General features: G+C 61.4%; 27 protein-coding genes. 26 read left to right on the top strand and 1 reads right to left on the bottom strand.

The window, feature by feature from the left end; genetic code table 11:
- Positions 1 to 56: 56 nt before the first annotated feature.
- From BBIA_RS07415 to BBIA_RS07395, 5 genes are read left to right on the top strand one after another with little or no spacing between them, the layout of a single operon-like run.
- Positions 57 to 293, top strand: coding sequence for a hypothetical protein (locus BBIA_RS07415; RefSeq protein WP_033492263.1), 237 nt, complete (start codon positions 57 to 59; stop codon positions 291 to 293).
- Complete coding sequence (locus tag BBIA_RS07410; protein WP_033492264.1) at positions 265 to 1,713, top strand: terminase; 1,449 nt, start codon at positions 265 to 267, stop codon at positions 1,711 to 1,713. The genes BBIA_RS07415 and BBIA_RS07410 overlap by 29 nt, the downstream gene beginning before the upstream one ends.
- A 5-nt stretch (positions 1,714 to 1,718) precedes the next feature.
- The gene (locus BBIA_RS07405) at positions 1,719 to 3,197 is read left to right on the top strand and encodes a phage portal protein (RefSeq protein ID WP_033492265.1); all 1,479 of its coding nucleotides are present in this window, start codon (positions 1,719 to 1,721) and stop codon (positions 3,195 to 3,197) included.
- Positions 3,124 to 4,803: a VG15 protein gene (locus tag BBIA_RS13395; protein WP_051923891.1), complete on the top strand. Its 1,680-nt coding sequence runs from the start codon at positions 3,124 to 3,126 to the stop codon at positions 4,801 to 4,803. Before BBIA_RS07405 ends, BBIA_RS13395 begins: the two co-directional genes overlap by 74 nt.
- A complete protein-coding gene (locus BBIA_RS07395) occupies positions 4,793 to 5,065 on the top strand; it encodes a hypothetical protein (RefSeq protein ID WP_033492266.1) in 273 nt (90 codons plus the stop codon). The genes BBIA_RS13395 and BBIA_RS07395 overlap by 11 nt, the downstream gene beginning before the upstream one ends.
- On the opposite strand, the gene BBIA_RS07390 is transcribed toward BBIA_RS07395, so the two are convergent.
- Positions 5,066 to 5,347, bottom strand: coding sequence for a hypothetical protein (locus BBIA_RS07390; RefSeq protein WP_051923890.1), 282 nt, complete (start codon positions 5,345 to 5,347; stop codon positions 5,066 to 5,068).
- A gap of 91 nt (positions 5,348 to 5,438) precedes the next feature.
- Here BBIA_RS07390 and BBIA_RS07385 point away from each other — a divergent pair, with 91 nt between their 5' ends.
- The 21 genes from BBIA_RS07385 (at position 5,439) to BBIA_RS07285 (ending at position 25,804) form a co-directional block, all read left to right on the top strand.
- Positions 5,439 to 5,918 (top strand): hypothetical protein, encoded by a 480-nt coding sequence (locus tag BBIA_RS07385; RefSeq protein ID WP_051923889.1) that lies wholly within the window; start codon positions 5,439 to 5,441, stop codon positions 5,916 to 5,918.
- Positions 5,919 to 5,945: 27 nt separating this feature from the next.
- Positions 5,946 to 6,863 (top strand): phage major capsid family protein, encoded by a 918-nt coding sequence (locus tag BBIA_RS07380; protein ID WP_033492267.1) that lies wholly within the window; start codon positions 5,946 to 5,948, stop codon positions 6,861 to 6,863.
- Entirely contained in the window at positions 6,860 to 7,300 is a 441-nt protein-coding gene (locus BBIA_RS13390) for a hypothetical protein (protein WP_033492271.1), read from the top strand. Before BBIA_RS07380 ends, BBIA_RS13390 begins: the two co-directional genes overlap by 4 nt.
- 145 nt (positions 7,301 to 7,445) lie before the next feature.
- Entirely contained in the window at positions 7,446 to 7,826 is a 381-nt protein-coding gene (locus BBIA_RS07370; RefSeq protein ID WP_033492272.1) for a Gp19/Gp15/Gp42 family protein, read from the top strand.
- Complete coding sequence (locus BBIA_RS07365) at positions 7,823 to 8,167, top strand: hypothetical protein (protein ID WP_033492273.1); 345 nt, start codon at positions 7,823 to 7,825, stop codon at positions 8,165 to 8,167. Before BBIA_RS07370 ends, BBIA_RS07365 begins: the two co-directional genes overlap by 4 nt.
- Before the next feature lie 3 nt (positions 8,168 to 8,170).
- On the top strand, positions 8,171 to 8,431 hold the full coding sequence (locus BBIA_RS07360) for a hypothetical protein (RefSeq protein ID WP_033492274.1): 261 nt from the start codon (positions 8,171 to 8,173) through the stop codon (positions 8,429 to 8,431).
- Positions 8,432 to 8,436: 5 nt separating this feature from the next.
- Entirely contained in the window at positions 8,437 to 8,793 is a 357-nt protein-coding gene (locus BBIA_RS07355) for a hypothetical protein (protein WP_033492275.1), read from the top strand.
- A 13-nt stretch (positions 8,794 to 8,806) separates the two neighbouring features.
- The gene (locus BBIA_RS07350; RefSeq protein WP_033492278.1) at positions 8,807 to 9,532 is read left to right on the top strand and encodes a phage tail tube protein; all 726 of its coding nucleotides are present in this window, start codon (positions 8,807 to 8,809) and stop codon (positions 9,530 to 9,532) included.
- Between the two features lie 100 nt (positions 9,533 to 9,632).
- Positions 9,633 to 9,887, top strand: a complete 255-nt coding sequence (locus BBIA_RS07345; protein WP_033492279.1) for a hypothetical protein — start codon at positions 9,633 to 9,635, stop codon at positions 9,885 to 9,887.
- A complete protein-coding gene (locus tag BBIA_RS07340; RefSeq protein WP_238548464.1) occupies positions 9,863 to 10,282 on the top strand; it encodes a DUF5361 domain-containing protein in 420 nt (139 codons plus the stop codon). The genes BBIA_RS07345 and BBIA_RS07340 overlap by 25 nt, the downstream gene beginning before the upstream one ends.
- 37 nt (positions 10,283 to 10,319) lie before the next feature.
- Positions 10,320 to 13,133, top strand: a complete 2,814-nt coding sequence (locus tag BBIA_RS07335; protein ID WP_152600466.1) for a phage tail protein — start codon at positions 10,320 to 10,322, stop codon at positions 13,131 to 13,133.
- The gene (locus tag BBIA_RS07330; protein ID WP_152600467.1) at positions 13,133 to 13,981 is read left to right on the top strand and encodes a hypothetical protein; all 849 of its coding nucleotides are present in this window, start codon (positions 13,133 to 13,135) and stop codon (positions 13,979 to 13,981) included. Before BBIA_RS07335 ends, BBIA_RS07330 begins: the two co-directional genes overlap by 1 nt.
- Before the next feature lie 16 nt (positions 13,982 to 13,997).
- The gene (locus BBIA_RS13385) at positions 13,998 to 16,013 is read left to right on the top strand and encodes a phage tail spike protein (RefSeq protein ID WP_051923887.1); all 2,016 of its coding nucleotides are present in this window, start codon (positions 13,998 to 14,000) and stop codon (positions 16,011 to 16,013) included.
- Between the two features lie 9 nt (positions 16,014 to 16,022).
- Positions 16,023 to 17,318: a hypothetical protein gene (locus tag BBIA_RS07320; protein ID WP_033492281.1), complete on the top strand. Its 1,296-nt coding sequence runs from the start codon at positions 16,023 to 16,025 to the stop codon at positions 17,316 to 17,318.
- Complete coding sequence (locus BBIA_RS07315; RefSeq protein ID WP_033492282.1) at positions 17,315 to 17,674, top strand: hypothetical protein; 360 nt, start codon at positions 17,315 to 17,317, stop codon at positions 17,672 to 17,674. Before BBIA_RS07320 ends, BBIA_RS07315 begins: the two co-directional genes overlap by 4 nt.
- A gap of 90 nt (positions 17,675 to 17,764) precedes the next feature.
- Positions 17,765 to 18,832 (top strand): GH25 family lysozyme, encoded by a 1,068-nt coding sequence (locus tag BBIA_RS07310; protein WP_033492283.1) that lies wholly within the window; start codon positions 17,765 to 17,767, stop codon positions 18,830 to 18,832.
- 82 nt (positions 18,833 to 18,914) lie between these two features.
- On the top strand, positions 18,915 to 19,199 hold the full coding sequence (locus tag BBIA_RS07305; protein ID WP_033492284.1) for a hypothetical protein: 285 nt from the start codon (positions 18,915 to 18,917) through the stop codon (positions 19,197 to 19,199).
- A 113-nt stretch (positions 19,200 to 19,312) separates the two neighbouring features.
- A complete protein-coding gene (locus tag BBIA_RS07300) occupies positions 19,313 to 19,969 on the top strand; it encodes a hypothetical protein (protein WP_033492285.1) in 657 nt (218 codons plus the stop codon).
- Positions 19,962 to 21,491, top strand: a complete 1,530-nt coding sequence (locus BBIA_RS07295; RefSeq protein ID WP_033492286.1) for an Eco57I restriction-modification methylase domain-containing protein — start codon at positions 19,962 to 19,964, stop codon at positions 21,489 to 21,491. The genes BBIA_RS07300 and BBIA_RS07295 overlap by 8 nt, the downstream gene beginning before the upstream one ends.
- A complete protein-coding gene (locus BBIA_RS07290; protein ID WP_033492290.1) occupies positions 21,484 to 23,991 on the top strand; it encodes a DEAD/DEAH box helicase in 2,508 nt (835 codons plus the stop codon). The genes BBIA_RS07295 and BBIA_RS07290 overlap by 8 nt, the downstream gene beginning before the upstream one ends.
- Before the next feature lie 37 nt (positions 23,992 to 24,028).
- Positions 24,029 to 25,804 (top strand): hypothetical protein, encoded by a 1,776-nt coding sequence (locus tag BBIA_RS07285; RefSeq protein WP_033492291.1) that lies wholly within the window; start codon positions 24,029 to 24,031, stop codon positions 25,802 to 25,804.
- Positions 25,805 to 26,478: the final 674 nt, after the last annotated feature.

The raw sequence follows: 26,478 nt of genomic DNA, 5'->3' as shown, positions 1-26,478 counted from the left end.
TCTCCCCGAAAATTTTTCCCAAACCGTCTTTCTCGCAGCACATGAGGAGGTCGACCATGGCAGACGACACCACGACCGGCGACGAATACCTGACTTTGCTGCGTCGCACGTTGAAGCGGCTTGAGCAGGCGGTGTTCGACTTGGATACGCCGCCGCGAGACTTGGCGGCGCTTTCTAGGCGTCTGCTTGAGGTGAGTCGGGAGATCGAGCGGCTGGAGGGCCGGGACGGCGAAGGAAAGCCGTCGGTTGCGGTGGAGGTCGAGGATGCCGAGTTCGACGAGGAGGCTGTCTGACGTAGCCCGGCACGTGGTCCTGCCCAAGGGCATTGTCTCTACCGGCTGGCCGCGGGTGAAGGCTCAGGCCCGGTTGTGCGGCATCGAGTACGACGACTGGCAGGACGGGCTCGGCCGCTGCATGTTGGGCAAACAGCGCAGCGGCCTGTATGCGGCCGGCATCGGCGGCGTGGTCATCTCGATTTGCCGTCAGGTGGGCAAGACATTCACCATCGGCACGATGATCGTCATGCTGTGCATCCTCAGCGACTACCCGTTGAAGGTCTTGTGGACCGCGCACCGGAGCCGCACGAGCGACGAGACGTTCAAGTTCATGTGCGCGCTGACGAAGAAGCCCGCGATAGCCCGCTACGTTGACGGTGAACCGAGACGCGCGAACGGGCAGCAGGAAATCGCCTTCACGAACGGTTCGCGCATTCTCTTCGGCGCACGTGAGAACGGGTTCGGACGCGGCTTCGACAACGTGGACATCGAGGTGTTCGACGAGGCGCAGATCCTCTCCGAACGCGCGCTGGACGACATGATCCCCGCCACCAATGCCGCCCGTAATCCGCTCATCATCTACATGGGCACCCCGCCGAAACCGAGCGATCCCAGCGAGGTCTTCAGCTCACGAAGACATGACGCGCTGCATGGCGAGAGCGACGACACCTTGTATGTGGAGTTCAGCGCCGACCGTGACGCAGACCCCGAGGATCGCGAGCAATGGCGGCGTGCGAATCCCTCCTATCCTGCGCGTACCGGCGAGACCGCGATCCTGCGCATGAGGAAGAACCTCGGCGAAGATTCATTCCGCCGCGAAGGCCTGGGCATCTGGGATGAAACCACGACGCTGAGCGTCATCAACCCCGAACTATGGAAACAGGGCGAAGTCACGGAACGTATGGATGGCGGCGTGATGTCGTTCGGCTTGGATATGCCGCCCGACCGTTCGGCGCTCGCCATCGGCGCGTGCATGAAGTACCCGGATGGTTCCGCGCACGTGGAACTGGCGGAATACCGTGACACGCATCGTGACGGCGTGGCTTGGGCGGCGGATTGGATCAAGGCCCGGTGGGCGCGGACCGCGTGCGTGGCGATCGACGCTCAATCACCTGCGATGGTGTTGCTGCCGGAGCTGAAGGCGCGGCATGTGCCGGTGAAGATCGTGACCGCGAACGAGATGGGTCAGGCGTGCGGAAGGATGCTCGACCTGATACAGGCCGGGATGCTGCGCCACTTGCCTGACAGCGACCAGCCGCAGCTGGGCAAGGCGGTGGCGAACGTGACCACGAGGCCCATCGGGCGAAGCGGCGCGTTCGGATGGAACAAGACCGGCAACGACATAGACATCAGTCCCTTGGTGGCCGTGACCGTCGCCACGCAGGGCGCGTGGATCACCCGGCGCAAACCGGGACGCAAGCAACGGGTAATGAGGTGAACCATATGGCCGATGAAGGCATCTTCTCCAGCGCATTGAAACGGCCATTGGACGTCACTTCGTTCGGCGCCAGCCGCATCAACGGGGTCGCCGACGATGACATGCCGACGGTCAGGGCGTTGATGAAGGTGTGGCGGCAACGGTATCCGCGCAACCTTATCCGCACCGGCTACTACGGCGCGAAGGAAGGATTCAAGGACTTCGGCATCTCGATTCCCGACCGCATCAAGGCGAACGTGAGCGCGTGCATCGGCTGGCCCGCCAAGGCCGTCCGCTCATTGGCCGATCTGACCGTGTTCGACGGCTGGACCTACCCCAACGGCACGGATGGTTACGGGCTTGACGAGCTCACCGACATGAACGCCCTTGAACTGGCGATACCGCAGACCGTGGTATCCGCCTACACGCATGGCTGCGCGTTCCTCACTTTGACGAGCGACCCCGATACCGGCGAGCTATTGGTGACGCCGCGTTCGGCCGAATGGTCCGCGGCGATATGGGACGGTCGGCGCAACCGGCTTGCGGCGGCGCTGACCATCAACGACGCCACGAGCAAGGGGCGCATCACCGCGTTCAACGTGTTCCTTCCCGGCGTCGTCTACCAAGTCACCCGTGACCTGTACGGCAGTTGGACCGCCGAACGGTACGAGACCTACTGGCCCGAGCCGACGGTGGTGCCCCTCATCAGCGACCCGCAACTGTCGAAGCCGCTGGGCTGCTCGCGCATCACACGGCCCGTGATGGCGTTGACCGACATGGGCTTCAGAACACTCGTGCGCATGGAGGCCAGCGCGGAGTTCTACGCCGTACCGAAGCTGTGGTTCCTCGGCATGGACGAGGACGCGTTCAGCGCCGACACGTGGAGTTCGCTCGTTTCCGCGATCAACGCGATCAGCAAGGACGAGGACGGCGACAACCCCACGCTCCAGCAGATCAGTCAGGCGTCGATGCAGCCGCATTCCGACATGCTCAAGACCATAGCGCTGGTGGTCGCTTCGGACACGGATCTGCCCGTGGACTCGCTCGGCATCACGTTGGACAATCCGTCATCTGCGGAGGCGATGGCCGCGGCCGAGCGCAAGCTCACCCGTCGCGCCGACAGGCAGAACCGTCTCTTCGGTATGCAGCTGACCAAGCTCGCGCGCATGGCCGTGTGTCTCAGGGACGGGCTCACGGAGCCGCCAGACGAGTTGAAACAGGTACGACCCGCATGGGCACCTACCCGTGAGATCAGCGACGGGGCGCGCGCCGACGCGTATGTGAAGATCAGCCAGGTCAACCAATCCTATGCGACCAGCGAAGTCGGATTGCGCCGGCTCGGTTTGGATGGCGGCGAGATTCGCTCGCTGCGTTCGGAGCAGTCGCGTGACCGTGGGCGTGACACGTTGGACATGATCCTAAGGAGCGCCAATGCCGGTGACGACCAAGGATCTCAACCAGCTGAGGACGAGCCAACAGGAGGCGGTCAGACTCGCGAGGCTTGACCTCGGCGAACTGTGGTGGGAAATCAGCGGCTTGCCGACGGCGCAGCAGCGCGACATTCTGCTCGACCTCGTGCCGGCCATCATCCACAAGCACGCCGACGCATCCAGCACTGCCGCAGCCGACTGGTACGAACGCGTGTACGCCAAACACTTCGACGACGCGTTCACCGCCGAAGTCGAGAACCCCAACAACGACGAGGCCATCAGAAAACTCATCCGCTGGAAGGCCGGAGTCCTCTGGGATTCACCGGAAAAGAAGGCGAACCCGGACGAACTGCTGCGCTACCTGAACAACCTCATGGACCGGGAGATCAAGAACCCCTGCCGCCAGACCATCCGCAGCAACGCGCGCCGGGATCCGCACAAGCCCCGGTACGCGCGTGTGCCGAACGGACGCCAGCCATGCGCGTTCTGCATCATGCTCGCATCCCGCGGCTACGTGTACGCGTCAGAGGATACGGCCGACTTCGGCACCACCTTCCACGGCGGCAACTGCAAATGCGAGATCATCCCCGAATGGGGCAAGGACAGCAACCGCATCGAAGGCTACGACCCCGACGAATACCTGCGAATCTACGAGACCGCCCGCCGCGCGCTGGAGACCGGCGTCATACCCGCCGACCTGAAGGCCGGGCTCGCGAACATCGCACCCTACCGTGAGCCCAAGCGCGGGCAGAGCTTCTACGGGCCGTACGACCCGAACAACGTCAACTCGCTTGCATACCTCATGCGCCACATGCACCCCGACAAGGTGGGCCAAGGTCACAAGCTCATCGAAGCCGGTGCGAAGAAGAGCTGCAAGGGCGTGGCCGGCGAGAAGATCCGCGCGCTGAAGACCATGAAGCCGCGCACGTCCCTTAAGGAGATCACCCACGACGAGGTGAACCCGCTATGGGACATGTGGATGAAGAAGAAACTCGACAACGGGTACAAGCCGAACTTCTCGAAGAACCCGTGGGGCATCAACTGCCAGCGCGTCGTCCAGGCCGCAGAACTGCGATTGCGTGGCTATGACGTGCAGGCGGTCGGCAACCACCGGAACTCGGCCGACGGCTACTACTGGAACATCGCCGACATGTGGGTGGACTCGAACGGCAACCACCGCAAGTTCACCCGGAAGTACTCCAACGAGGCGACGCTCAAGGCGATGCGCGAATACCCGCCCGGCACCCGCTTCTTCGTCGCCGGCCCATGGAAGAACGGCGGCGCCCATATCTGGAACGCCGAGATCATCGAGACGCCCAGCGGCTGGAAATCCCTAAGGATGTACGACTACCAGCCCGGCGATTACCGGCAGTACGGGTATTCCAACGGCAAGATCCCCGACTATTATCCCGACGACATCAAGGACGGCGAACTCAGGTTCCTGCGCGTGGACGACATGCAGCCGACCGACTCGCTGCTCGAAGGCGGCCGGCCGAGCTTCAAGGGCGCGCCCGCCTATGCGAAACCATGGGTAGGTGATCCCGACACCGTGCGAAGCTGGAGCGAGTGGAAACTCCAGCGAACCCACCGCGACGATACCGCATGGCGGCAGCACTCCAGCGAGTACGACAACTGGGCCGAATCCACGCCACCGAGTCAAGGAGGACAACATGACCGATAAAGTCACCAGCTACCATCAGGCACGTCTCATCGTCGAAAAACTCGAACACGGCATGCCCACCAGTCCCGAAGGCGGCGAGGATAACGAATACTATGCCGTTCCCATGGCCCCTGATTTCGTTCAGGACGATGACTGCGCATGGTTCGTGAACAAGAAGACCGGCAAGGCCGAACGTCTCTTCAGCGCACCGTTCGCACCCGCAGGCCCCGGCAACATGTACTATCGCGACTTCAAAGACGTCAGGGATACTGAGGGCGAATAGTCAGCGCCCGTTTCTCCGATGAAGATACTCTTCGAGTGCCGGCCGGTATTCGGTGCTGTCCTCGTCCATCAACACGCGATAGGCCCTAAGCAACACGTTACGTGGCACATCGATCCCGTGTTCGAGGACGTCGGCGATTAGCCAGCTCAGCGCGTAGTAGTATTCGCCGGCCTCGAAGCCCGTGTCCAAACCCCATAGCAGCTCCTCGTCAAGGGCATCGCAATACGGCCTTAGTTCCTTGTACAAGGGGAAGGCTTCCACATCCGGCACGACGTCAACCATCTCAATCCTCTCCGATCATTTAGCACATTATGCCATCACGGTTTTCCGTGGTGGCTTTTCTTATGCCCGGATTCGGGCGGAAGGAGGCCGCATGGCCGAAGACAACAGCGCCCCGAACGCCGAAAACGATTCGTCGGGTTCACCGCCGGAAGACATCGACTGGAAGGCACGATACGAGGCGGAGCTCGAACGGTCGAAATCTTGGCGCGGCAAGGCCGAGGCGAACAAGTCGGCCGCCGACGAGCTGGCCGCGTTGAAGGAATCCCAGCTGTCGGAGACGCAGAAGCTGGAGGCCCGCGCTGCCCGCGCCGAGAAAGAGCTCAACGACCTGAAGACCGCCCAGCAGCGGCTCACATGGCGCGACGAAGCCGCCAAGAAGACCGGAGTTCCGGTCGATCTGCTGCGCGGCGAGACGGCCGAGGAGATCAACGCGCACGCCCAGGCCATCAAGACCTACATGGCCGCGCAGACCAAACCTTCCGCAGCGAAGGTCGCGGATCCGGCGGGCACGCCGGACGCTGCGGCGAATCCGAACGTCGGACTGCTCAAACAGCTGTTCGGCGGCAAGTAAGCATCAACCTAAGAGTTAAGGAAACATATGGTTTTGCAGACCAATCAGGTGACGCTGCCCACGTCCGTGAGCCTCGCGGTGGTGGGCAAGGCGCACGACACCAGCACGATCGCCACGCTGAGCCCGGCGGACAAGCTCGGCTTCATGGATGACAAGTACAACGTGTTCACCGGCAAGGCGCGCGCCGAGGTTGTGGCCGAGGGCGCGAAGAAGAGCGGCTATGAGCAGCCGATCACTCCGAAGGAAGGCAAGCGGTTCACGGTCCAGTGCACCACGCGCGTCAGCAAGCAGCTCCAGTGGGCCGACGAGGACAACCAGCTCCAGATTCTCGACGCGATTCAGGCCGATCAGGCCGCCGCGTTGGGCGAAGCCCTCGACTATGTGATCTACCACGGCGTGAACCCCGCTTCCGGCGAGGCGATGACCGGCTACGAGGCGCTGGCGAAGATCGCCACGCAGGTCAAGGGCACGGACGACCAGCTCGCCAACCTCGACCTGCTCACCGACCAGCTGCTGCGCGTGAACATCAACGGCGTGGCCCTGTCCCGCACGCTCGCGAACGAGCTTCGCAAGCTGCGCGTCTCCAACACCGGCGGGCGCCTCTTCCCGGAGATCCCGCTGAGCCTGAACGCGGGCACTCTGGACGGCATCCGCGCGTGCACGAGCACCACCGTGGAAGGCCAGTACGTGAACGGCTCCACCGACGTGCTCGCGTTCATGGGCGACTTCTCCACGATCAAATGGCGTCTCGTACGTCCGATCACGGCCGAGGTCATCCCGTACGGCGACCCCGACAACACCGGCGTGGACCTCGCCGGCAGCAACCAGATCGCCTACCGCAGTGAGGCCGTGTTCTCCTACGCGATCATCGACCCGACCGCCATCGCGGTGCTCAAGGCCACGAGCCCCGTGGCCGGCACGCGTGCGAAGGCGGTGAAGCGTTGAGCGTGGCCCCGGTCAAGACCCTTGTCGTTCAGACCGGCGACGACGGAGTGCCAGTGCTCGCCGAGCCGGTCAGACTGCTTAACCCGGATGGCACGCCGTTCACCGGTTCCGCTGCCGCGCATGTGGATACGCTGGGCGGCGCTACTGCACTCGGCAAGACCCTGTTGCGCGTGTTGAGCGCATCCGAGGCACGCACCGCCATCGGCGCGGGCACGTCCAACTTCAGTGGCGCGTACGGCGACCTTACCGGCAAGCCGACCATTCCCACGATGCCGACCGCTTCCACTCTGTCCGGGGCGACTACGGTCGGCAAGGCCGTAATGGCCGCCACGGACGCGGCCACCGCGCGCAAGGCCATCGGCGCGGGAACCTCCAGCTTCACGGGTTCCTACACGGATCTGACGAACAAGCCCACCATTCCGACCGCTCCCACATAGGCAAACATCTCCGGCAAGCCCACCGCGGCAGCGGCCATCGCGGATCTTGCCGCCGGCGCCGATGCCGCCGCGATCGTGACGGCGGTGAACAAGGCGTTCGCCGCGTTGCGTACGTTCGGCGTCATCGCCAAGTAAGGCGGGGCGCATGGCCGACGAGTTCAAACCGTTCGCCACCTACGCGGACGTGGAGAAACGCTGGCATACGCTCACCGGGCCGGAGCGCGACACCGCGGCCACGTTATTGGAGGACGCCACCCAGATCATCATGGACACCTGCCCCAGATGGTCTCAGGCATCCGAACGCACGCTGACCGCAATCGCGTGCGCGATGGTCATCCGCAAGATGAGCGTGGGCGACGAGCGGCTGGGCGTGACGAACGCGCAGCAGACCGCCGGCAGCTTCAGCGAATCGTTCACCTACTCGAATCCCATGGGCGACCTCTACCTGACCAAGGCTGAGAAGACCCGATTGGGAGGCGGCAAGGCGCGAGCGTTCCACCTCGACATGAGCGGAGGCAACAGGTGAAGGGCGAAACCGTCACCGTATTGCGCCGCATCCAATCGGGCGTGGACGAAGGCAACAACCCCGTCTATGAATGGGAGCGCAAGACCGTCGAAAACGTGCTCGTGGATTCACCGAACACGGCGAACGCCGACGATTCCACCCGGCCCGACGGCATGACCGTGGACGCCGTGTTCCGTTTCCCACGCGACTATGCGGGTGGCCCGCTTGACGGGTGCCGAATCATCATCCGTGGCGACGAAGCGCACCCGTACTGCGTGGTCGGACATCCCATACCGCTCGACGGCGGCATGAAGCCGACCGCATGGAACATGAGCGTCGAAGCCACCTATTCGGAAGGTTGAACCATGGCGAAGGTCAAGGTCAGGCTTCACAGTTCCGGCGTGCTGGACGTGCTCAACAGCGCGGGTGTGCGCAATGACATCGAACGTCGCACCGAGGCAATCACGGCCGCGGCGAATCGAATGCACAACGCCAAGGGATACGTCGGCGACGTCATCAAGACCGACCGTCCCCACGGAGCCGTGCGAGCCACCACCCGGTACGCGAAACGGTCGAACGCCAAGCACAACACGTTGTTGAAATCCCTCGACGCCGGAAGGAATTGAACAACATGTTGAGCATAGAAACCACACTCGTGCAGTTCCTCAACCACCAACCCGAACTGTCCGGCATCCCGGTATCCACGGATGTGCCGGCGAAACGGCCGGAACAGTTCGTGACCATCGAACGCGTGGGCGGCGATGAATCCCCGTTCACCGACCGGCCATTGCTCGCCATCCAATGCTGGGACACAAGCCGCGTGCAGGCGGCATTCCTCGCGCAACGGGTGAAGGTGCTGCTGGAGCGGGCGACGCGGATCCCGGCCGTGGCGAGGGTGCGCATCGAATCCACGCTCAACTATCCGCTCGACGAACGGTCGCCACGCTATCAGATCACCGCCGAACTGACGGTACACAAACACACGTAAGGAGAAAACGACTATGGGCAAACCCAATGCTCAGATGGTGTCCGTCGGCAAGCCGCACGGTGACGGCGGACGCTACGCGGGCGGCGCATGGTACGGCAAGGTAGGTGAGGCGACCCCGCCCACCGACGCTACCACCGCTCTCACGGACAAGTTCCACGACCTCGGCTACCTGTCGGAGGATGGCGTGACGAACACCATCGACCGTGACAGCGAGGACATCAACGCGTTCGGCGGAGACCGCGTGCTCAGTGTGACCACAAGCCGTGCGGAGAGTTTCCAGTTCGGCATGTTGGAGACCACGCCGGAGACCCTGGCCGTGACCTACGGACCCGACAACGTGGAGACCAAGACCGTGGGCGGCAAGGACCAGATCACCGTCAAACACAATTCGGCCGAACCGCCGGAGCTCGTGTACGTGTTCGAGTTCGCGATGACGGGCAACAGGGTCAAGCGCATCGTCGTACCGGTCGGCAAGACCGGCGACGTGGACGACGTGACCTATGCCGACGGCGAGGCCATCACCTACACGCCCACCATCAACGCGTTCCCCGACATGAACGGCAACACCGCGTACGAGTACATCGCCTACGTCACCGGTGGAGAAACCGCCGCCGACGAGGCCGCGAACGAACCGGCAGCGCTGTCCGATGCGGAAGTGCCCACACTCGCCAAGGCCGCTACCAAGGCCGCGACGAAGCGCAAGACCACCACGAAGACGACGGCCGCGAAGACCGCCTGACCTTCCATTGTTCCCAGTCCGGTGGCGGTGCCGATGCCGTGTCCGCCGCCACCGGATCCACTCCCACTGACACGGCACGGCATGGAAGGACACGGCAATCATGGCAATCATCATCAACGACTACCAATCCAAGGGCGACGACTTCGTGGAAGTGCAGTTCCCCGGCTCGAAGACCCGCTACAAGGTCAAGACCTCGGACTCGCTGACCATCGGCGACCTCAGGGCCATCACGAATGGCGACATCGAACGCTTCTACACGCTCTTCCCCGAGGAAGCGCATCCGCTGCTCGACCAACTGCATCCGCAGCAGCTCAACGACTTCATCACCGCGTGGACGGGCAACCCAAAAGACTAGCCGCCGTCCAATGGCTCATCGACACACATAGGGACGAGCTCGAATACGAGCTCATCCGAAACGGTGTCCGGCTCAGATGGCTCGGCGGGCCGCTGCTGACGTGGCGTGACGTGTGGCTCATCGCCGCCAACGCGCCCGCCGGCAGCCGGCTCGCAGCAGTACTGGACGAACGCAACGCATGGACGCCGACCGACTGGTGGCTGCGGAGCATCGAATACTCGCTGCGTTGGCTCGTATGGGCCAAGACCAAAGACGGTCAGAAGAACCGCGGCAAGCCGAAACCCACGCCCGCACCCGCCGAAACCGCGTCACGCAGACGCGACCCGGAGCTGACCGGCATGAGCAAGACCCAGTTGCGCGCCTACCTCAACCGGCCGCGCGTGGCCCTCACATAACCGAACAGCGCACACCTTCAACGGAGAGGGGACGAACTTGGCCACATTGGCGACCGCCTGGGTGAACATCGTCCCCACGTTGAAGGGCGCGCAGAACAAGATCGCCGCCGAACTCGGCGGCATCAGCCTCAAGCCCGCCGGTCAGAAGCTCGGCGGCAACCTTTCGACCAGCCTCGTCAAGGCATCCGGCAAGGGCTTCGCCACCATCGGCAAAATCGGCCTCGGCGCCCTGAGCACCATCGGCGGCGGCATCACCGCATTGGCCGCCAAGGGCGGCTTCGCCAGAGCGTTGAACATCGAGAACGCGCAGGCCAAGCTCAAGGGCCTCGGCCACAGCGCGGAATCCATCGCGGAAATCATGGCGAACGCGAACGCGGCCGTCAAGGGCACCGCCTACGGGCTCGACGAAGCCGCCACCGTCGCCGCCAGCGCGGTCGCCTCAGGCATCAAGCCGGGCGAACAGCTCACCAAGGTCCTCAAGACCGTGGGCGACACCGCGCAGATCGCTGGCATGGGCTTCAGTGACGCGGGCGCGATCTTCACGTCCGTCATGGCCCGCGGCAAGCTGCAAGGCGACGACATGCTCCAGCTCACCTCGCGTGGCGTGCCCGTCCTGCAGGCGTTGAGCGACCAGCTGGGCGTCTCCACGCAGGACGTCTCCGACATGGTGTCGGAAGGCAAGGTCGATTTCCAGACATTCGCCACCGCAATGGATAAGTACCTCGGCGGCGCAGCGTTGGCGGCCGGCGAAACCTTCAGCGGCGCGCTGTCCAACGTCAAGGCCGCATTGAGCCGTCTCGGCCAGAAGGCCGCGACCCCCGCGCTAAACGCGTTGCGCGACGTGTTCAACGTGCTCACCCCGGCCATCGACAAGGTGAACACTGCCATACAACCCTTGGCCGACCAGCTCGGCAGCAAGCTCGCCGGCGCCGTGGAACGCGTCACCCCGTGGATCCAGAAATTCGCCGACGGACTCGCGGACGGTAGCATCACCATCAAGGACATCGCCGAACAGGCGGGCCTGTTGGTGGGCGCGTTCGCCGGATTCACCGCGATAGGCCAGTACACGCCGCAGATCCTCGACGTATTCACCCTCGCCGGCGACGGCGCGGGCGCGCTCGTCTCCACGGTCAAAGGCAACTTCGGCAAACTCAAGGGCATCGTGTCCGGCGCGGGCGGAATCTTCAGCGACCTCGGCACCCGCTGGGGCAACGCCTTGGGGCTCGTGGATGCGAACTTCGGCGGCATTTTCGGCATGATGTCCAACCGAGTGAAGAGTGGCCTGAGCGGCGTGGGCTCGACCCTCGTCGGCATGTTCGACAGCAAGATCTACGTGCCCCTGCAACAGGGCATCGGCGGCATCGGCTCGAAGATCGCCGCACCGTTCCAAGCCCTCGCCGCCAAGGTCGGAGGATTCCTCTCACCGGTCACATCGGCGTTCGACACCGCGTTCCAAGGCTTCGGCAGCACGCTGGCCGGCCCGATACAGTCAGGGCTGAGCGGCATCGGGACCATGTTCCTGAACTTCTTCAACCCGGCCAACTTTTTGAAATACTTCGGCATCGCCGCCATCATCGGCGCGCTCGTCGTCGCCCTGGGCGCGTTGAACCAGAGCCTCGGCGGACAGTTGCAGACGCACGTCACCGAGTTCCTGACCGTCAAACTGCCCGGCTACATCACCGAGTTCCAGAACTGGGTCACGACCCAGCTGCCGGCGCTCATGCAATCCGGCCTGACGCTGCTCACCTCGGTATTGCAGGGCATCACCCAGAACCTGCCGCAGATCCTGACCGTCGCCGCGGACATCCTCACCTCGCTGGTGGACGGCATCGCCAACGCCCTGCCCACATTGCTGCCGATCGCGCTGGAGATGATCCTCACACTCGTGCAGGGCATCATCGACAACCTGCCGAAGATCATCAACTCCGGTCTGAACCTTCTGGCGAAGTTCGTCGAAGGCATCCTCAATGCGCTGCCCAAGCTCATCGAGGCATTGCCCAAGATCATCACCGGGTTCGTGGACGGCATCCTCGCCATGCTCCCGCAGATCCTGACGACCGGCGTGGAACTCCTCTTGAAGTTCATCACCGGCATCATCGACGCGATACCGCAACTGGTGGCCGCGCTGCCGCAGATCATCAGCGGATTCGTCAACGGCATCGGCAAGCACCTGCCACGCATCATCGAAACCGGACTGACCCTGCTGGGCAAGCTCGTGGTCGGCGTCATCAAGGCCATCCCGCAACTCATCGCGGCCCTGCCGCAAATCATCAAGGCCATCTGGGACGGACTGACGAACGTGGACTGGGGCGGACTTGGCCGCAACGTCATCGAAGGCATCAAGAACGGCCTGATGAACGCCGGCGGCGCCATCAAGGACGCGATAGTCGGACTCGCGAAGAACGCATGGAGCGCGGTCAAAAGCTTCTTCGGCATCGCATCCCCGTCCAAGCTCATGCGCGACACCGTGGGCGTCATGGTCGGCCGCGGCCTGGCCAACGGCATCATCGAGAGCACCAAGACCGTCAGCCGTGCCGCCACCAACCTCGCGGGGCAAGCCTACAACGCGTTCGACGCCACGATCGGCGACCACCCGTTCCAGCTGGAAACCGATGCGGACGTGACCCGCACCACCCGCATCCAAACCGTCGCCGACGACACCAGCCGCCGCAGCACCGATACCGGCAACATCGTGAAGCCGCTGACCAAGGACGACATCATCATCGCCGTCGCCGAAGCGCTTCAGACCATGCCGGCGATGCGGCTGCTGCTTGACAGCGGGGTGATGGCCGGCGAGCTCGCGCCCGCGATCGACAAGGCGCTCGGCAACAGGAAGGCACGAGGCTACTAGTGATGAACACGAACCGGCTACGCGGCCTCGCGCTCGACAAGAGCCGCCTCACCATCGACGGACAACACCTCTCCGACTACGCCGTGTTCGCCACGGCCGGCGGCATCACCATCGGCGAGACGAAGCCCGTCACCTCGTTCCAATCCGCTCCCGGCCGTTCCGGCGGCTGGGACATGACCTTGGACGACGCACACGGGTATCCGGCGATGGAACGCCGCGAGATCACCATCACCGTGGCGGCGACCGGCGACCCCATGGAGATCGAGGAAGCCAAAGCTCTCATCGGCGGCCGCAACGGCCGCAGCATCCGCATCGGCGGCCTGACGAGCCTCGGCGAATACCGGGGCCGGCTCGCCGTCGGAGCATGGGCCGACCGATATGACGCCGGCGGCGCACTCCAGTGGAGCACCTGCACGCTCGCCTTGGATGCGGATCCCTACGCCTACGGGCCCGAGCAGCGCATCGACCTGAATCTCGACGACAGGACGACGCACGCGCGGATCCTCGGCAACCGGCCGACCCCGCCCGTGTTCCACCAGCTCATCGATGAAAAAGTGGACGACGTGACCCCGGTCGCCACCACGCACACGTTCACCGCCAACGGCGTGCAGGTGCGTGTGGCGAACACGCTCACCGGCGCCGGCCTCTGGGACGACCCGCACCCGCTCGTCATCGACTGCGAAAACCGGAACGTCACATGGCGAGGCGAGGCAAGGGCCATCGCCATCGACGACGACTATCCCACCGTGCCGCCCGGCCCCGCCACGTTCAGCGGCACCGTAAGCCCGAAAACCAACGTGAAGAAGTACACGCAGCACGTCACCTACACGCCGCGATGGCTGCTCTAGAGAACGGAGACCACTCATGCGGTTCGCGTGCTTCGACCGATGGGACCAGCCCAAACCCGACCTGACCGGCATCACCTCGGCCAAATGGACAAGCGGAGTGGACGGCACCCGAACGTTGGAAGTCACCGCCATCGGCGAAAGCGGCATCGGCAAGGGCGACCGACTCGTGTTCACGGATCCACGCGGACGACTTCAGGAAGCCGTCGTCGTCTCGCCGGAACACCGGCGCGAGGAAGCCCGCATCGTCACCAGCCTCGTATGCAAAGGAAGCGTCAACGAACTCGACGACAAATTCATCGAGGACAAACGCAACCGCGGCGCCACCGCCACGCAATGCCTGACCAAGGCACTGGAAGGCACACGCTGGACGGTCGGCACCGTCGAAGGCACCGGCACCGCGGACCTGAGCTTCTACCACATCAGCGCCCTGGAAGCCGTTGAAAGCATCGCCGACACGTTCGGTCTGGAGATCACGGCCAGCTACCTCATGGACGCCGACCACACCACAATCACCGACCGGGCCATCAGCCTCGTCAAAGCACAAGGCGACCAGACCAGTGCGACGCCGCGCCGTTTCGAGTACGGGCACGACCTCAAAGGCATCACCCGCACCGTGGATGCCACCGGAGTCAAAACCCGTCTCTACGGATACGGCAAAGGACTGCCGAGCACCGACGAGGACGGCAACGAAACCGGCGGCTACGGACGCCGCATCGACTTCAGCGACATCAACAACGGCAAGCCCTACGTCGAAGACCCGGAAGCCACCGCATTATGGGGACTGCCCGGCCCGGATGTGAGCACCATGGGCAAGAACCTCGTCGTGGGTGGAGGATTCGAGAAGCAATACGGTGACGGATGGCTCTTCAGCCCGACCGCCGCGTTCCTCGACGCGCTCGTGAAGAAGGACGGTGCCGTCACCCCGCATGAAGGCAAGGTCATGCTGCGCATGGGCACCGACACCAGCACGTGCGCCACGTCCGCGATTTGCGACCACACCGACGTGAAGGGCGGCAAGGAACATCAGCTCACCCTCTGGACGCACGGTCCCGTTGGCTCCACACTCACGCTGAAGGTGTCGCAGAACGTGAACATGTATCCGACCTCCACCATCACCCTTGACCCTGTGAAGAACACCGGGCAATGGACGAAGACCACACGACAGTTCACCACCCACCGGCTATGCAGCGCCGTGCGCCTGTGGATCGAGAACCCCACCGCCGTCATCTACGTGGACGACGTGAACATCACCGAAGTCACCACCACGGCGATCCACCCGGCCGAAGGCATCTACGAGAACGGCGACTGCGAGGACAAGGCCCAGCTGCTCGCCGAGACCAAAGCCGAGCTGAAACGCCGCAGCACGCCCACCGTCAGCTACGAGGCCGACGTGCTCACCTTCACGCAAGCCGGCATGAACACCATCGGAGTCGCATTGGGCGACCGCGTGCTGCTCGTGGACACCACCTTCACGCCCGACCTCAGACTGGCCGGCCGTGTGCTCCAACTGGAAGAGGACCTGCTCGAACCGGCACTCACGGTCATCACCGTCGGCAACATCATCGAACGCTTCACCGCATCCAGTCGCAGCGCCGAGCAACGGCTCGACCGGGTGATTGCCGGAACCGCCACATGGCAGAGCGCAAGCCAACAGGTCACGCAGAACGCATCCAAATGGGATCAGGTAGCCCAGACCGTCGTGGACAACAGCGGCAGATGGAATACCGCAGCCGGGACCCTCGAACAGAAAGCCCCGAGCTGGGACAACACCGGTACGACCCTCGCCGCCAAGCAACCTGTCTGGGATGCGACCGCGGCGACCGTGAACGCGAAAGCTAAGACGTGGGACGATGCGGCCATCATCACCGCCAACCATGCCCAAGCCATCCAGCAATCGACCAGCGGCGTCACCTTCCACTATGAAGACCTCGCCATCACCCTGGGCGACGCCATCAGCCTCACCGACGCTTCGGGCACATGGACGTTCAAGGACGGCGCGTTCGTCAAACAGGAACCGGAACCCATTGAGTAAGGAGCCATCGTGGCACGCTATGAAATCGAGAAATACCGCACCATCGAAGCCACGCTCGACCTCGCCAACGACTACGCGCCACCGATCCGGCTCAACGCAGGCGACTTGGACGGGCGCATCCTCAAGTTCAACATCACCGACGGCGGCAATGACGTGGACGACCTCAACGGCCTATCAGCACGACTGACATGGAACCGGGATCCCACCAATCCGAACAGTGGCGGCGGATTCACCGACATGACCAAAACCGCCGGCACCGACAACCCCGCCGGCGTGTACCGTGTCAGCTTCACCGCGCCTGTGCCGCGCTCTCTGCTGCAGGACGCTGGCGAGCGCACCGTGCTCGGCATCGACATCGAGGACGCAGACGGCGGCATCATCTCCAGCCGCAACATTCCCGTTATGGTCGAACCGGCGCGTGTGAATCCGAAGGCCCCTGAGATCGCGGATCCGCTCAAGGATCTTCACGACACCATCGACGAGGCTAAACAGATGATCGCCGAAGCGAGCATCGACATCGGCACTGTCACCACGCTCACCCCGGCGAAGAATGCCACAAGCGCTCTGACCGGCATCGGACTGAAGCGCCAGCTCAATCTCGGCATTCCACGTGGCAGCAAGATCAGCAGCGTGACCGCCACGGCGCTCGATGCTGCGACGCCGACCGTGAACACCAGTACGGACGCGAACGGCGACACCATCATCGCGTTGGGTCTGCCGCGCGGCAAGCAAGGCGAGAAGGGAGACAAAGGCGACCCCGGTGATGCCGGCGGCATCGCAACTGCCGATAAGGCGGGCATCGTCAAGCCGGGTGATGATTTCAACGTATGGGCGGACGGAACGTTGTCTTTGAAAGAAAGCGGAAGATTCTATTCTCGCAAAGGCTATTACGAAGAGCCATTTGAGGTGGCTTCGGTTTTGCTGTATCCAGGTCGGGGAATCCATTACGACGTTATGGTCACGCTATTCCCCAATGAGTTGTATTCATCCTTCAGTATCTCCGAAGTGACCGTTCAAGTACTACCTGATGAATATGTCTTTGGCTCCTCGTCTAGCCTGCGTTCCAGTTGCCCGATGGTCCAATGTCTGGCATCTCCCTCCGAGAGCGGCGCATCTTCCATCTGGACGGTTCCCAAAATTACCAGTGTCAGAGACAGCGGTACGGTGACGATTGCATTCACGGATCCGGCGAGCCCCACCATGCTCAAGCCTTTCAACTTATGCAGTGCGACGAATCGTAATAACCAGATTTTGTCCCCGCCTTTTTCGTTCATGCTTACCGGCGTCGATAGGAAGAGCACATGAACTCGGGTATTGCCATCAGCCTCACCATCTTTTGTTCAGTGCTTGGCTCCGGTGCTTTTACCGCGTTCGTCTCATGGTTCCTGCGACGCATCGACCAGCGCAGGAACCTTGAACAGGTGATAGCCGAGTCCGCGACCATCCGCCGGCTCGAACTGGAGATCTACCGGCAGTCCCTGTTTCTGCCGACCACGAGCCGTATGCAGCACGAGCATCAGCTCGACGCCGGCAAGGCCTATATCGAGCGCGGCGGCAACGGGCCCGGCCACGTGCGTTGCCAGCAGCTCGAAGACGACTACCGGCACCGGCTCGACACCGATGACTGGAACTACCAACCACACCACACGCCACATAACTGAAGAACAACAGAACAGACCGATCAGTCAAAACCGGAAAGCCCCATGCGACGCCAATCGCACTGGGGCTTTCCCATAAGAGAGGACAAAGGCATGTCCAAGATCAAGCACCGACTACTCGCGACCGTGGCGCTGCTGCTCGCCATGCTCACCGTCACGCCCAGCGCGATGGCCGACATGCGCGGCATCGACGTAAGCAGCTGGCAGTCTCCGACCGTCACGTGCACCGCCGACTACGACTTCGCCGTGGTCAAGGCCACGCAGGGCACCGGTTTCACCAACGGATACATGACCAGTCAGGCGCGCTGCGTGCAGCAGCGGGGCAAGAGCCTCGGCTTCTACCACTACGCCGGCGGCGGCAACGCCACCGCGGAAGCCGATTACTTCGTGAACACCGTGCGCCCCTACATCGGCCGCGCGATCCTCGTGCTCGACTGGGAAGGCTATCAGAACGCCGCGTGGGGCGATTCCAACTGGGTGCGCGTCTTCGTCAACAGGGTGCACGCGAGGACCGGCGTATGGCCGCTCGTCTACACATCCGCCGCCTACCTGTACCAGATCCCGGCCGACGTGCGCAGCCACTGCGGACTGTGGGTCGCACAGTATGCCAACAACAACGCCACCGGATACCAGACGCGACCGTGGAACTACGGGCGTTACGGCGAGGCAATGCGCCAGTACACCAGCAACGGCCGCATTGCAGGTTATGCGGGCCCGCTGGATCTGAACTACTTCCGCGGCACCACCGCACAGTGGAACAAGTACGCCAACCCCGGCAACACCACCGTCACTCCGGCACCGACGCCGCAGCCCCAGCCCGCACCGCAGCCGTCTCGGCCGAACACGGGCAACGGGTACAGCGTGGTGGTGCGTTCCGGCGACACCATCAGCGGCATCGCCGCACGAACCGGACTATGGCCCGTGACCGCGTGGAGCGTGCCGTCCGGCAACATTCACCGCATTTGGCCCGGCCAGACCGTCACCTACCGTGGCAACAGCTCTCCGACCGCGAGCGCTGGCACCGGTACGCGGATCCACGTCGTGAGAAGCGGCGAGACGCTGAGCGGCATCTTCGGCGCTTCCGGCTGGCAGCGCGTCGCACAGCTTAACAACCTCAGGAACCCGAACCTGATCTACCCCGGACAGCAGCTGCGCTACTAGACGCGTGCCGTCCGTCTGCGGCCTTCGGCATCGCGCCGGAGGCCGCCGCTTCTGTACTCAAACCAACCTAAGGAGAAGATTCATGGATATTTCCGCAGCGACCACCCTCGCCGCCGGCATCGTCGCCCTCATCGCGCCCGCACTTGTGCAGGCGTTCAAGAAGTACATTCCCGCCGACTACGTGGGCCTGACCAGTCTCGGCGTGAGCATCCTGCTCGGAGTCATCGCCATCGCCGCCACCAACGGCTTCCATGGCTACGGCTGGGGCATCGTCCTCACCGGCGTCATCGGCGTCGCACAGGCCGTCTACACCTTGGTGAACCAAGCGTTCGGCGGCAAGCTCAGCAAAGACAACGCCGCAGCGTGATACCGCTATTGCCGGCACCCGTCGCCACTTATGGCGGCCGGGTGCCGGCTTTTTCTGTATTTCCCTGAAACATCCCGTTTTGCCCGTAGTATGGAACTTCAAGGAGGTTTCCAGTGGCAGCACAGGTCAAGTCGAAACAGCGCGTCGAGGAGCACGGCGAGGTCTTCACCAACGAGCGTGAGGTCAACGCCATGCTCGATATGGTCAAACAGGAGACCGAACGCATCGACAGCCGCTTCCTCGAACCCGCGTGCGGCGACGGCAACTTCCTGTCCGAAGTCCTGCGCCGCAAGCTCGCCGTGGTCGGCGAACGCTACGGCAAGAGCCAGCTGGAGTACGAGCGGTACGCGTTCGTGGCCGTGTCTTCCATCTACGGCGTGGACATCATGGCGGACAATGTGGAGGAATGCCGCGAGCGACTGTTCGGCATCGTGAAGGCCGAGTACGAGCGGCGCTTCAAGACCGACTGCCGTTCCGAAGTGCTGGATTCCATCCGGTATCTGCTCTCGAAGAACGTCCTGTGCGGTGACGCGCTGACCCTGACCGACAGCAAGGGTGAACCGATTGTGTTCCCCGAGTGGTCGCTGGTGATGGGTAGCAAGGTCAAGCGCCGTGACTTCACGTTCGCCGCGTTGCTGAACGTTTCGACACAGGAGCCGACATTCGACATGCTGGACGAAATCGACGAGGACGAGATGGGCAAGATCATCCCCAAGCCCATCAAGGAGTACCCTCTGACGAGTTTCCTGGAGGTGGCCAAGTATGAGTAGCCGACTGAATTTCGGCGAGAAGTCGTACAACCCGGACGTGCTGTCATGTCTGGCGAACCTGTCGAACGATGAGGTGTTCACTCCGCCGCAGCTTGCGAACAGGGTGCTCGATCTACTGCCAGAGGAGATCTGGACGGATAGTTCGGTCACATTCCTTGATCCGTTCACCAAGACCGGCGTGTTCCTGCGCGAGATCACCCGACGTCTGCTGATTGGTTTGGAGCCGGAGTTCCCGGACTTGCAGGAACGCATCAACCACATCCTGAACTATCAGGTGTGGGGCATCGCCATCACCGAGCTGACCGCGCTGCTGTCGCGCCGCACCCTGTACTGCTCGAAGAAGGCCAACGGCAAATACTCCATCGACTCGCTGTTCGACGACCCGGACGGGCATATCCGTTACAAGGCCATCGAGCACACTTGGGATGGCAAGAACTGCGTTTACTGCGGAGCTGCCAAGCAGCAGTACGACCGCAGCAGCGAGCTGGAAAGCTACACGTACGAGTTCATTCACACCTTCCACCCGGAGAGGATCTTCAACAACATGCAGTTCGATGTCATCGTCGGCAACCCGCCCTACCAGCTCAGCGACGGCGGTTTCGGCAAGAGCGCTGCCCCCATCTACCAGAAGTTCGTGGAGCAGGCCGAAAAGATGAATCCACGCTACATCTCGATGATTATCCCCTCCCGATGGTTCGGCGGAGGCAAGGGCCTGAACGAGTTCCGCGCGAACATGCTTGCGGACAAGCGCCTCCGCCGCATCGTCGATTTCGAGAACGCCAACGAATGCTTCCCCGGCGTGGATCTTGCCGGCGGTGTCTGCTATTTCCTTTGGGATCGAGACAATCCCGGACAGTGTGCCGTCACCAGTGTCATCAACGGCGAGAAGTACCGCAGCGTCCGTGACCTCGACGAGTTCAGCATCTTCGTGCGCAACAGCCGTGCCGTACCGATCATCCGCAAGGTGCTTGCCAAACACGAACCAACCATGAACACGCAAGTATCCAGTCGTAAACCGTTCGGGCTTGCAACCAACGTGCGGCCACGGCAAAAAGGCGACATTATCCTGTATTGGCAGAATGGCGAAGGCAAGTTCCCCAGCACTGAAGTCACCAATGGCCGCGAGTGGATCAAGAAGTACAAAGTCATTTGTGCTAAGACGGCTTACGATCATGCCGGCAGTCCTGACAAAAACGGCATGAGGAAGGTCTTCACCAAGATCAACATCCTGCAGCCAAACGTTGTATGTACCGAGACATATCTCGTCGCTGGCGCCTTCGATACAGAAGAAGAAGCCTTGCACTTGAAGGAGTACATGGAGACTCGCTTCTTCCGATTCCTTGTTTCTCAATTCATGGTCTCTCAGGACATTACAAAGGACCGGTTCGCCTTCGTGCCGATTCAGGACTGCAAAGAGGAGTGGACTGACGAAAAGCTGTACGAGAAGTATGGCATCACTCAGGAAGAGCAGGACTTCATCGCCAGTTGCATCCGCCCGATGAACGGAGCCAACAATGCCTGATAACTTCTTCCCGCAGCGTCCCGACATCACTCCGACCATCTATGCCTACACGATTGATGCTCCGACTCATAAGGGGCTATTGAAGGTCGGATATACCGGACGTGATGTACCCACTCGTGTCAAGGAACAGGTGGGCACGGCCCATGTCAGCTACAGGATCGTGCTGGAGGAAAGCGCGATGCGTGACGACGGGTCCGCCTTCGATGACAACGCCGTACACAAGATGCTTGCCCAGCAATTCCCCTGCGAGTTCGGCGAGTGGTACCGCTGCACGGTCAAGGACGTGAAGAACGCCATCGCGGCAGTGCGCGAACGTCGTGATTCGATGACGCAGCGCACGCAGAGCTTCGGCATGAGGCCGGAGCAGCGTGCGGCTGTGGAGAAGACGCAGGCGTTCTTTACCCGGTTCGAGAAGGACAATCCGGGGGTTCCGCCGCGTTTCCTGTGGAATGCGAAGATGCGCTTCGGCAAGACGTTCACCAGTTATGAGTTCGCCAAGGCGCAGGGCTACAAGCGTGTGCTCGTGCTGACGTTCAAGCCGGCCGTGGAGAACTCATGGCGTGAGGATCTGGAATCTCACAAGGACTTCGCCGGCTGGCAGTTCATCTCCCGTGAGACTGAGCTCGACTACGAGCACGCGGACAAGAGCCGTCCCATCGTGTGCTTCGGTTCGTTCCAGGACTACTTGGGTAAGAACGAGTCCGGCGGCATCAAAGCCCGTAACGAGTGGGTGCACGAGGTCAACTGGGATCTGGTCATCTTCGACGAGTATCACTTCGGCGCCTGGCGAGACAGCGCGCGCGAACTCTTCGAGGAGGAGGACAAGCGCGAGCAGAACGACAACATGAACTCGGTCGCGCAGATCATCGACGAGAGCTTCGAGCAGGGCGACACCGACTTCCTGCCCATCACCACGGGCGCGTACCTGTTCCTGTCGGGCACGCCGTTCCGCGCTATCGCCAACGGCGAGTTCATCGAAGAGCAGATCTTCAACTGGACGTACTCCGACGAGCAGCGGGCCAAGGAACGCTGGAAGCCGGCGGACGGCAGGAACCCTTACGAGTCGCTGCCGCGCATGGTGCTGATGACCTATCAGATGCCCGATCAGATCCGCGAGATCGCGTCGGGCGGCGAGTTCGATGAGTTCGATCTGAACGAGTTCTTCGCCGCGAAGGGCGACGGGAAGGATGCCGAGTTCAAGCATCCCAGCGAGGTGCAGAAGTGGCTTGATCTGCTGCGCGGCGGTTTCGCTGAAACCACGGTGGACATGCTCAAGATGGGCGCGAAGAAGCCGCCCATGCCGTACTCGGACTCCCGGTTGAAGAACATCCTGACGCACACGTTCTGGTTCATGCCCTCGGTCGCTTCGTGCTATGCGATGGCGAACATGCTGGCGCAGCGGCAGAACGTGTTCTATCACGACTACACGGTGAACGTGTGCGCCGGCACCGCCGCAGGCATCGGCCTTGATGCGTTGGGCCCGGTGCGTGAGTCGATGGCGGATCCGTTGGAGTCGAAGACCATAACCCTGTCGTGTGGCAAGCTGACCACGGGCGTGACCGTCAAGCCGTGGACCGGCATCCTCATGCTGCGCAACCTCAAGAGCCCGGAGACGTATTTCCAGGCGGCGTTCCGCGTGCAGTCGCCGTGGACCATCGACAACCCCGACGGACTTCACCCCAACGAGACCGCGATCCTCAAGCGCGAGTGCTACGTGTTCGATTTCGCGCCGACGCGAGCTTTGCGGCAGATCGCTGACTACAGCTGCTCGCTGCATCCAGATCAGACCATTTCGCCGGAGCAGAGCGTGGGCGAGTTCATCCACTTCCTGCCGGTGCTGGCCTATGACGGCAGCAGCATGAAGCAGGTCAATGCCACCGACGTGCTCGACATCGCGTCCTCCGGCACTTCGGCCACCCTGTTGGCGAAGCGTTGGGAGAGCGCGCTGCTCGTGAACGTGGACGACCTGACCCTGCGCAAACTGATGAACAATCAGCGTGCCATGGACGCGCTTATGAGCATCGAGGGCTTCCGTAAGCTCAACGACGACTTGGAGAAGATCATCAACAAGTCCGAGCAGATCAAGGAGATGAAGAGCAAGGACGAGAAGCCCTCCAAGGAGGAGAAGAAGGAGCTGCGCGACGCGGAGAAGGAGACCAAGAGCCTTCGCAAGCAGGTGCAGGAGAAGCTCATCAAGTTCGCCACTCGCATCCCGATCTTCATGTACCTGACCGACTACCGCGAGCAGACGTTGAAGGACGTCATCACGAAGCTGGAGCCGGAACTGTTCAAGAAGGTCACGGGCCTGACCAAGGACGATTTCGAGCTGCTGCTGAGCCTGAACGTGTTCAACCCGGCGCGTATGAACGACGCCGTGTACAAGTTCAAGCGCTACGAGGACGACAGCCTCTCGTACGCCGGCATCGACAAGCACCAGCAGGATACGCAGGTCGGCCTGTTCGACACCGCCATCCCGGCGCAAGAGTTCGAGGAGATGTGAGACCCGTCGGTCTCACCATCATAAGCGAAAGGGCGAAATGGTAGATCCTATTCCATGGGGGAATCTGTCCGGCGAGGATATGGAGACGCTGCTTGCTGTATTCATTTGTAAGCAGCGTCCTGAGGCAAACCGCGTTCGCCCTTCATCCGGCGACAATGGGATAGATCTTCAGGTGAGGAACGAAGATGGCACCTATGACGTTTATCAGGTGAAGAAGTTCGCCCATACTCTTAAAACAAGCCAGAAGAGTCAGATTAAGAAATCGCTGAAATCGTTGAACAACTATATCCGGGAAACCGGCTATAAGGTGGCGAACTGGTATCTGGTCCTGCCCTTGGACCCGACTCCGCAGAATCTGAAGTGGTTCAAGGAAATAACGAAGGAACTGTCATATCACTGTGATTGGGTCGGACTATCCAACATCCAATCTTGGGCTACCGATATGCCTGAAGTCTATGACTATTTCCTTGGTAACGGCATACGCGAAGTGGAGCGACTGGTCCATACATTTATCGAGGCCGCTCGCGTGGACGATCTGCATGATGATAAAGCGTTACTGTCGAAACTTCACTCGATTTGTGGCATGCTGGAAAGTCGTGATCCCAACTATGCCTATACCGTGAACATCGCCAGCAAGTTCGACGAGCATTCGTATTTCATTACGAGACCGAACCTCGTTTTCTCTTTTTTGGAAAAGAGGCCCGATGGGTCGTCAATCACTGTTGATGTAATCGCCAAGTACAAGGAAGCGACGTCATTCGCGAAAATAACCTTCCCCGTGCAGTTCGTGCCGCAGAACCAAGAGCAACGTGAGCAGCTTGAGTCGTTCAAGAAATACGGCACCTCACTTGCTGATTTCCCTGTTCGTCTTGCGGATGTCAGCAATATCCCATTTCTGAAGAGCGCGTTGCCCGATACGCAGATACAATCCTGCCGGGCGTTCATTCTCCCGCAGAATGAGGGGAATGAATTAGAGCTTATCCTGACTTCGCCTTCTGCTTCCGTGTCGCTTAAACAGGTTGAGCGAACTCACGGAATTGAAGGTGGTGCTCAATGGACTGGCGAGGATGAAAGCAAGTGCCTTCGAGTCCAGCTTATTTTTGATGGTGATGCGACCACAACAGTCAAGATGAATTTCACCATCAAAAATATAGTGGGCAAGCCCGTTGATAAGGTCAAAGACGCCATAACCGTTTGCCAAGAGCTGTCGCAGGGATCGGAGTTCAACCTTCACTCGCCTGACGGTGAAGCCTTCCTGTCTATTGACAACTTGCCGACTAATGAGCTTCCCGACTTTGCGCAGCTGCAAGAAATTGCCCAGCTGTACAGTGATCTTCAACGGCGTTCCTCGTCAGAGATCTTGTTCCCGGAGTTCAAAGAAATCAGAGACTTCGACATCCAGAATGACATTATCGCTCTGGCTCTGTTGGAACATAAGGACGCTTATATCTTCCACAAGTGGGACGGACTATCCTTCACCCTTAATTCAGGCATGTCGATACGCAAGGTGAGTTTCCCTTCTTGCATTCATGGAGTCAGCCGTCTGAATGCCTATGTGGGAAAGCGGAAAGTCTTCCTTGGACACTATCAGTGGTACGCAAACGTCTCTGGCTGCAAAACTATTTCCGAGAAAACCGGAGAATACAGGTTGCTGCCTATGGATGGAGTCAATGGCATGGTGGCTAAGAAAATTGTCACATCCACTGCCAAGGTCCGGGAATACGAATCACAAGTATTCTTCGGCGATGTAATAGATTTCTCGCACATTACTCTAATCCCGCTCGACGAAAGCGAACACAAGGATGGTAGGTAAGCCAACATGCCCCGCTTCAAGAGTCATAGGAGAGAATCGGACAAATTGATTGGTGCAACGCTGTTCCTCAGTCATTTCGTCTCATTCGACTGGGGAACACCCGCGTCATGGTGGACACAACCGGGACACAATGACCGCGGAGAATGGCGAAATTAGCGGCAATCAACGAATCTCACGAACGTCACTAAAACGGCTTCATTGCAACGAAAATGCACCTAACGAAGCTTGCGAAAACTAGCGAATCAACCCTTCAAACCAGCAAGGGGTCGCGGGTTCAAATCCCGCTGGTCCGACTTTTGGGAAGATTGGGAAATAGCCGCTTTGCCTTACGGGAGTAGGACTGAGCGGCTTTTCTATTTACCGGCGTTTACCTCGTTTTGGAGGGGTTTACCGGAAAAATGTGGGCAAAATGTGGGCAAGAATATGCGGCGTAAACCGTTGTCCCGGAACGCAAAAGCGCCCCGCCGGCCTCCGTTGCGGAAGACTGGCGGGGCGCTTTTCTTGTCAGGCGTTTATTTTCGGCCGTCCGGGTCTGGCGTCCCGCGTTTCGGCCCATGTTCTGACCGCAGCCTCCGAATACAGGGGCCCCTGTGCGGTTTCGATCACGGGCTTGGGGAAGGAGTCTATCTTGGGGAACGCGTGTGCGCGCTGGCGGGTCACTCCGATTATCCGGG

Source organism: Bifidobacterium biavatii DSM 23969 (assembly GCF_000741165.1).
GTDB classification, from domain to species: Bacteria; Actinomycetota; Actinomycetes; order Actinomycetales; family Bifidobacteriaceae; genus Bifidobacterium; species Bifidobacterium biavatii.
The sequence above is the reverse complement of the archived record's forward strand: the minus strand, read 5'-3'. Positions and strand labels throughout refer to the sequence as shown.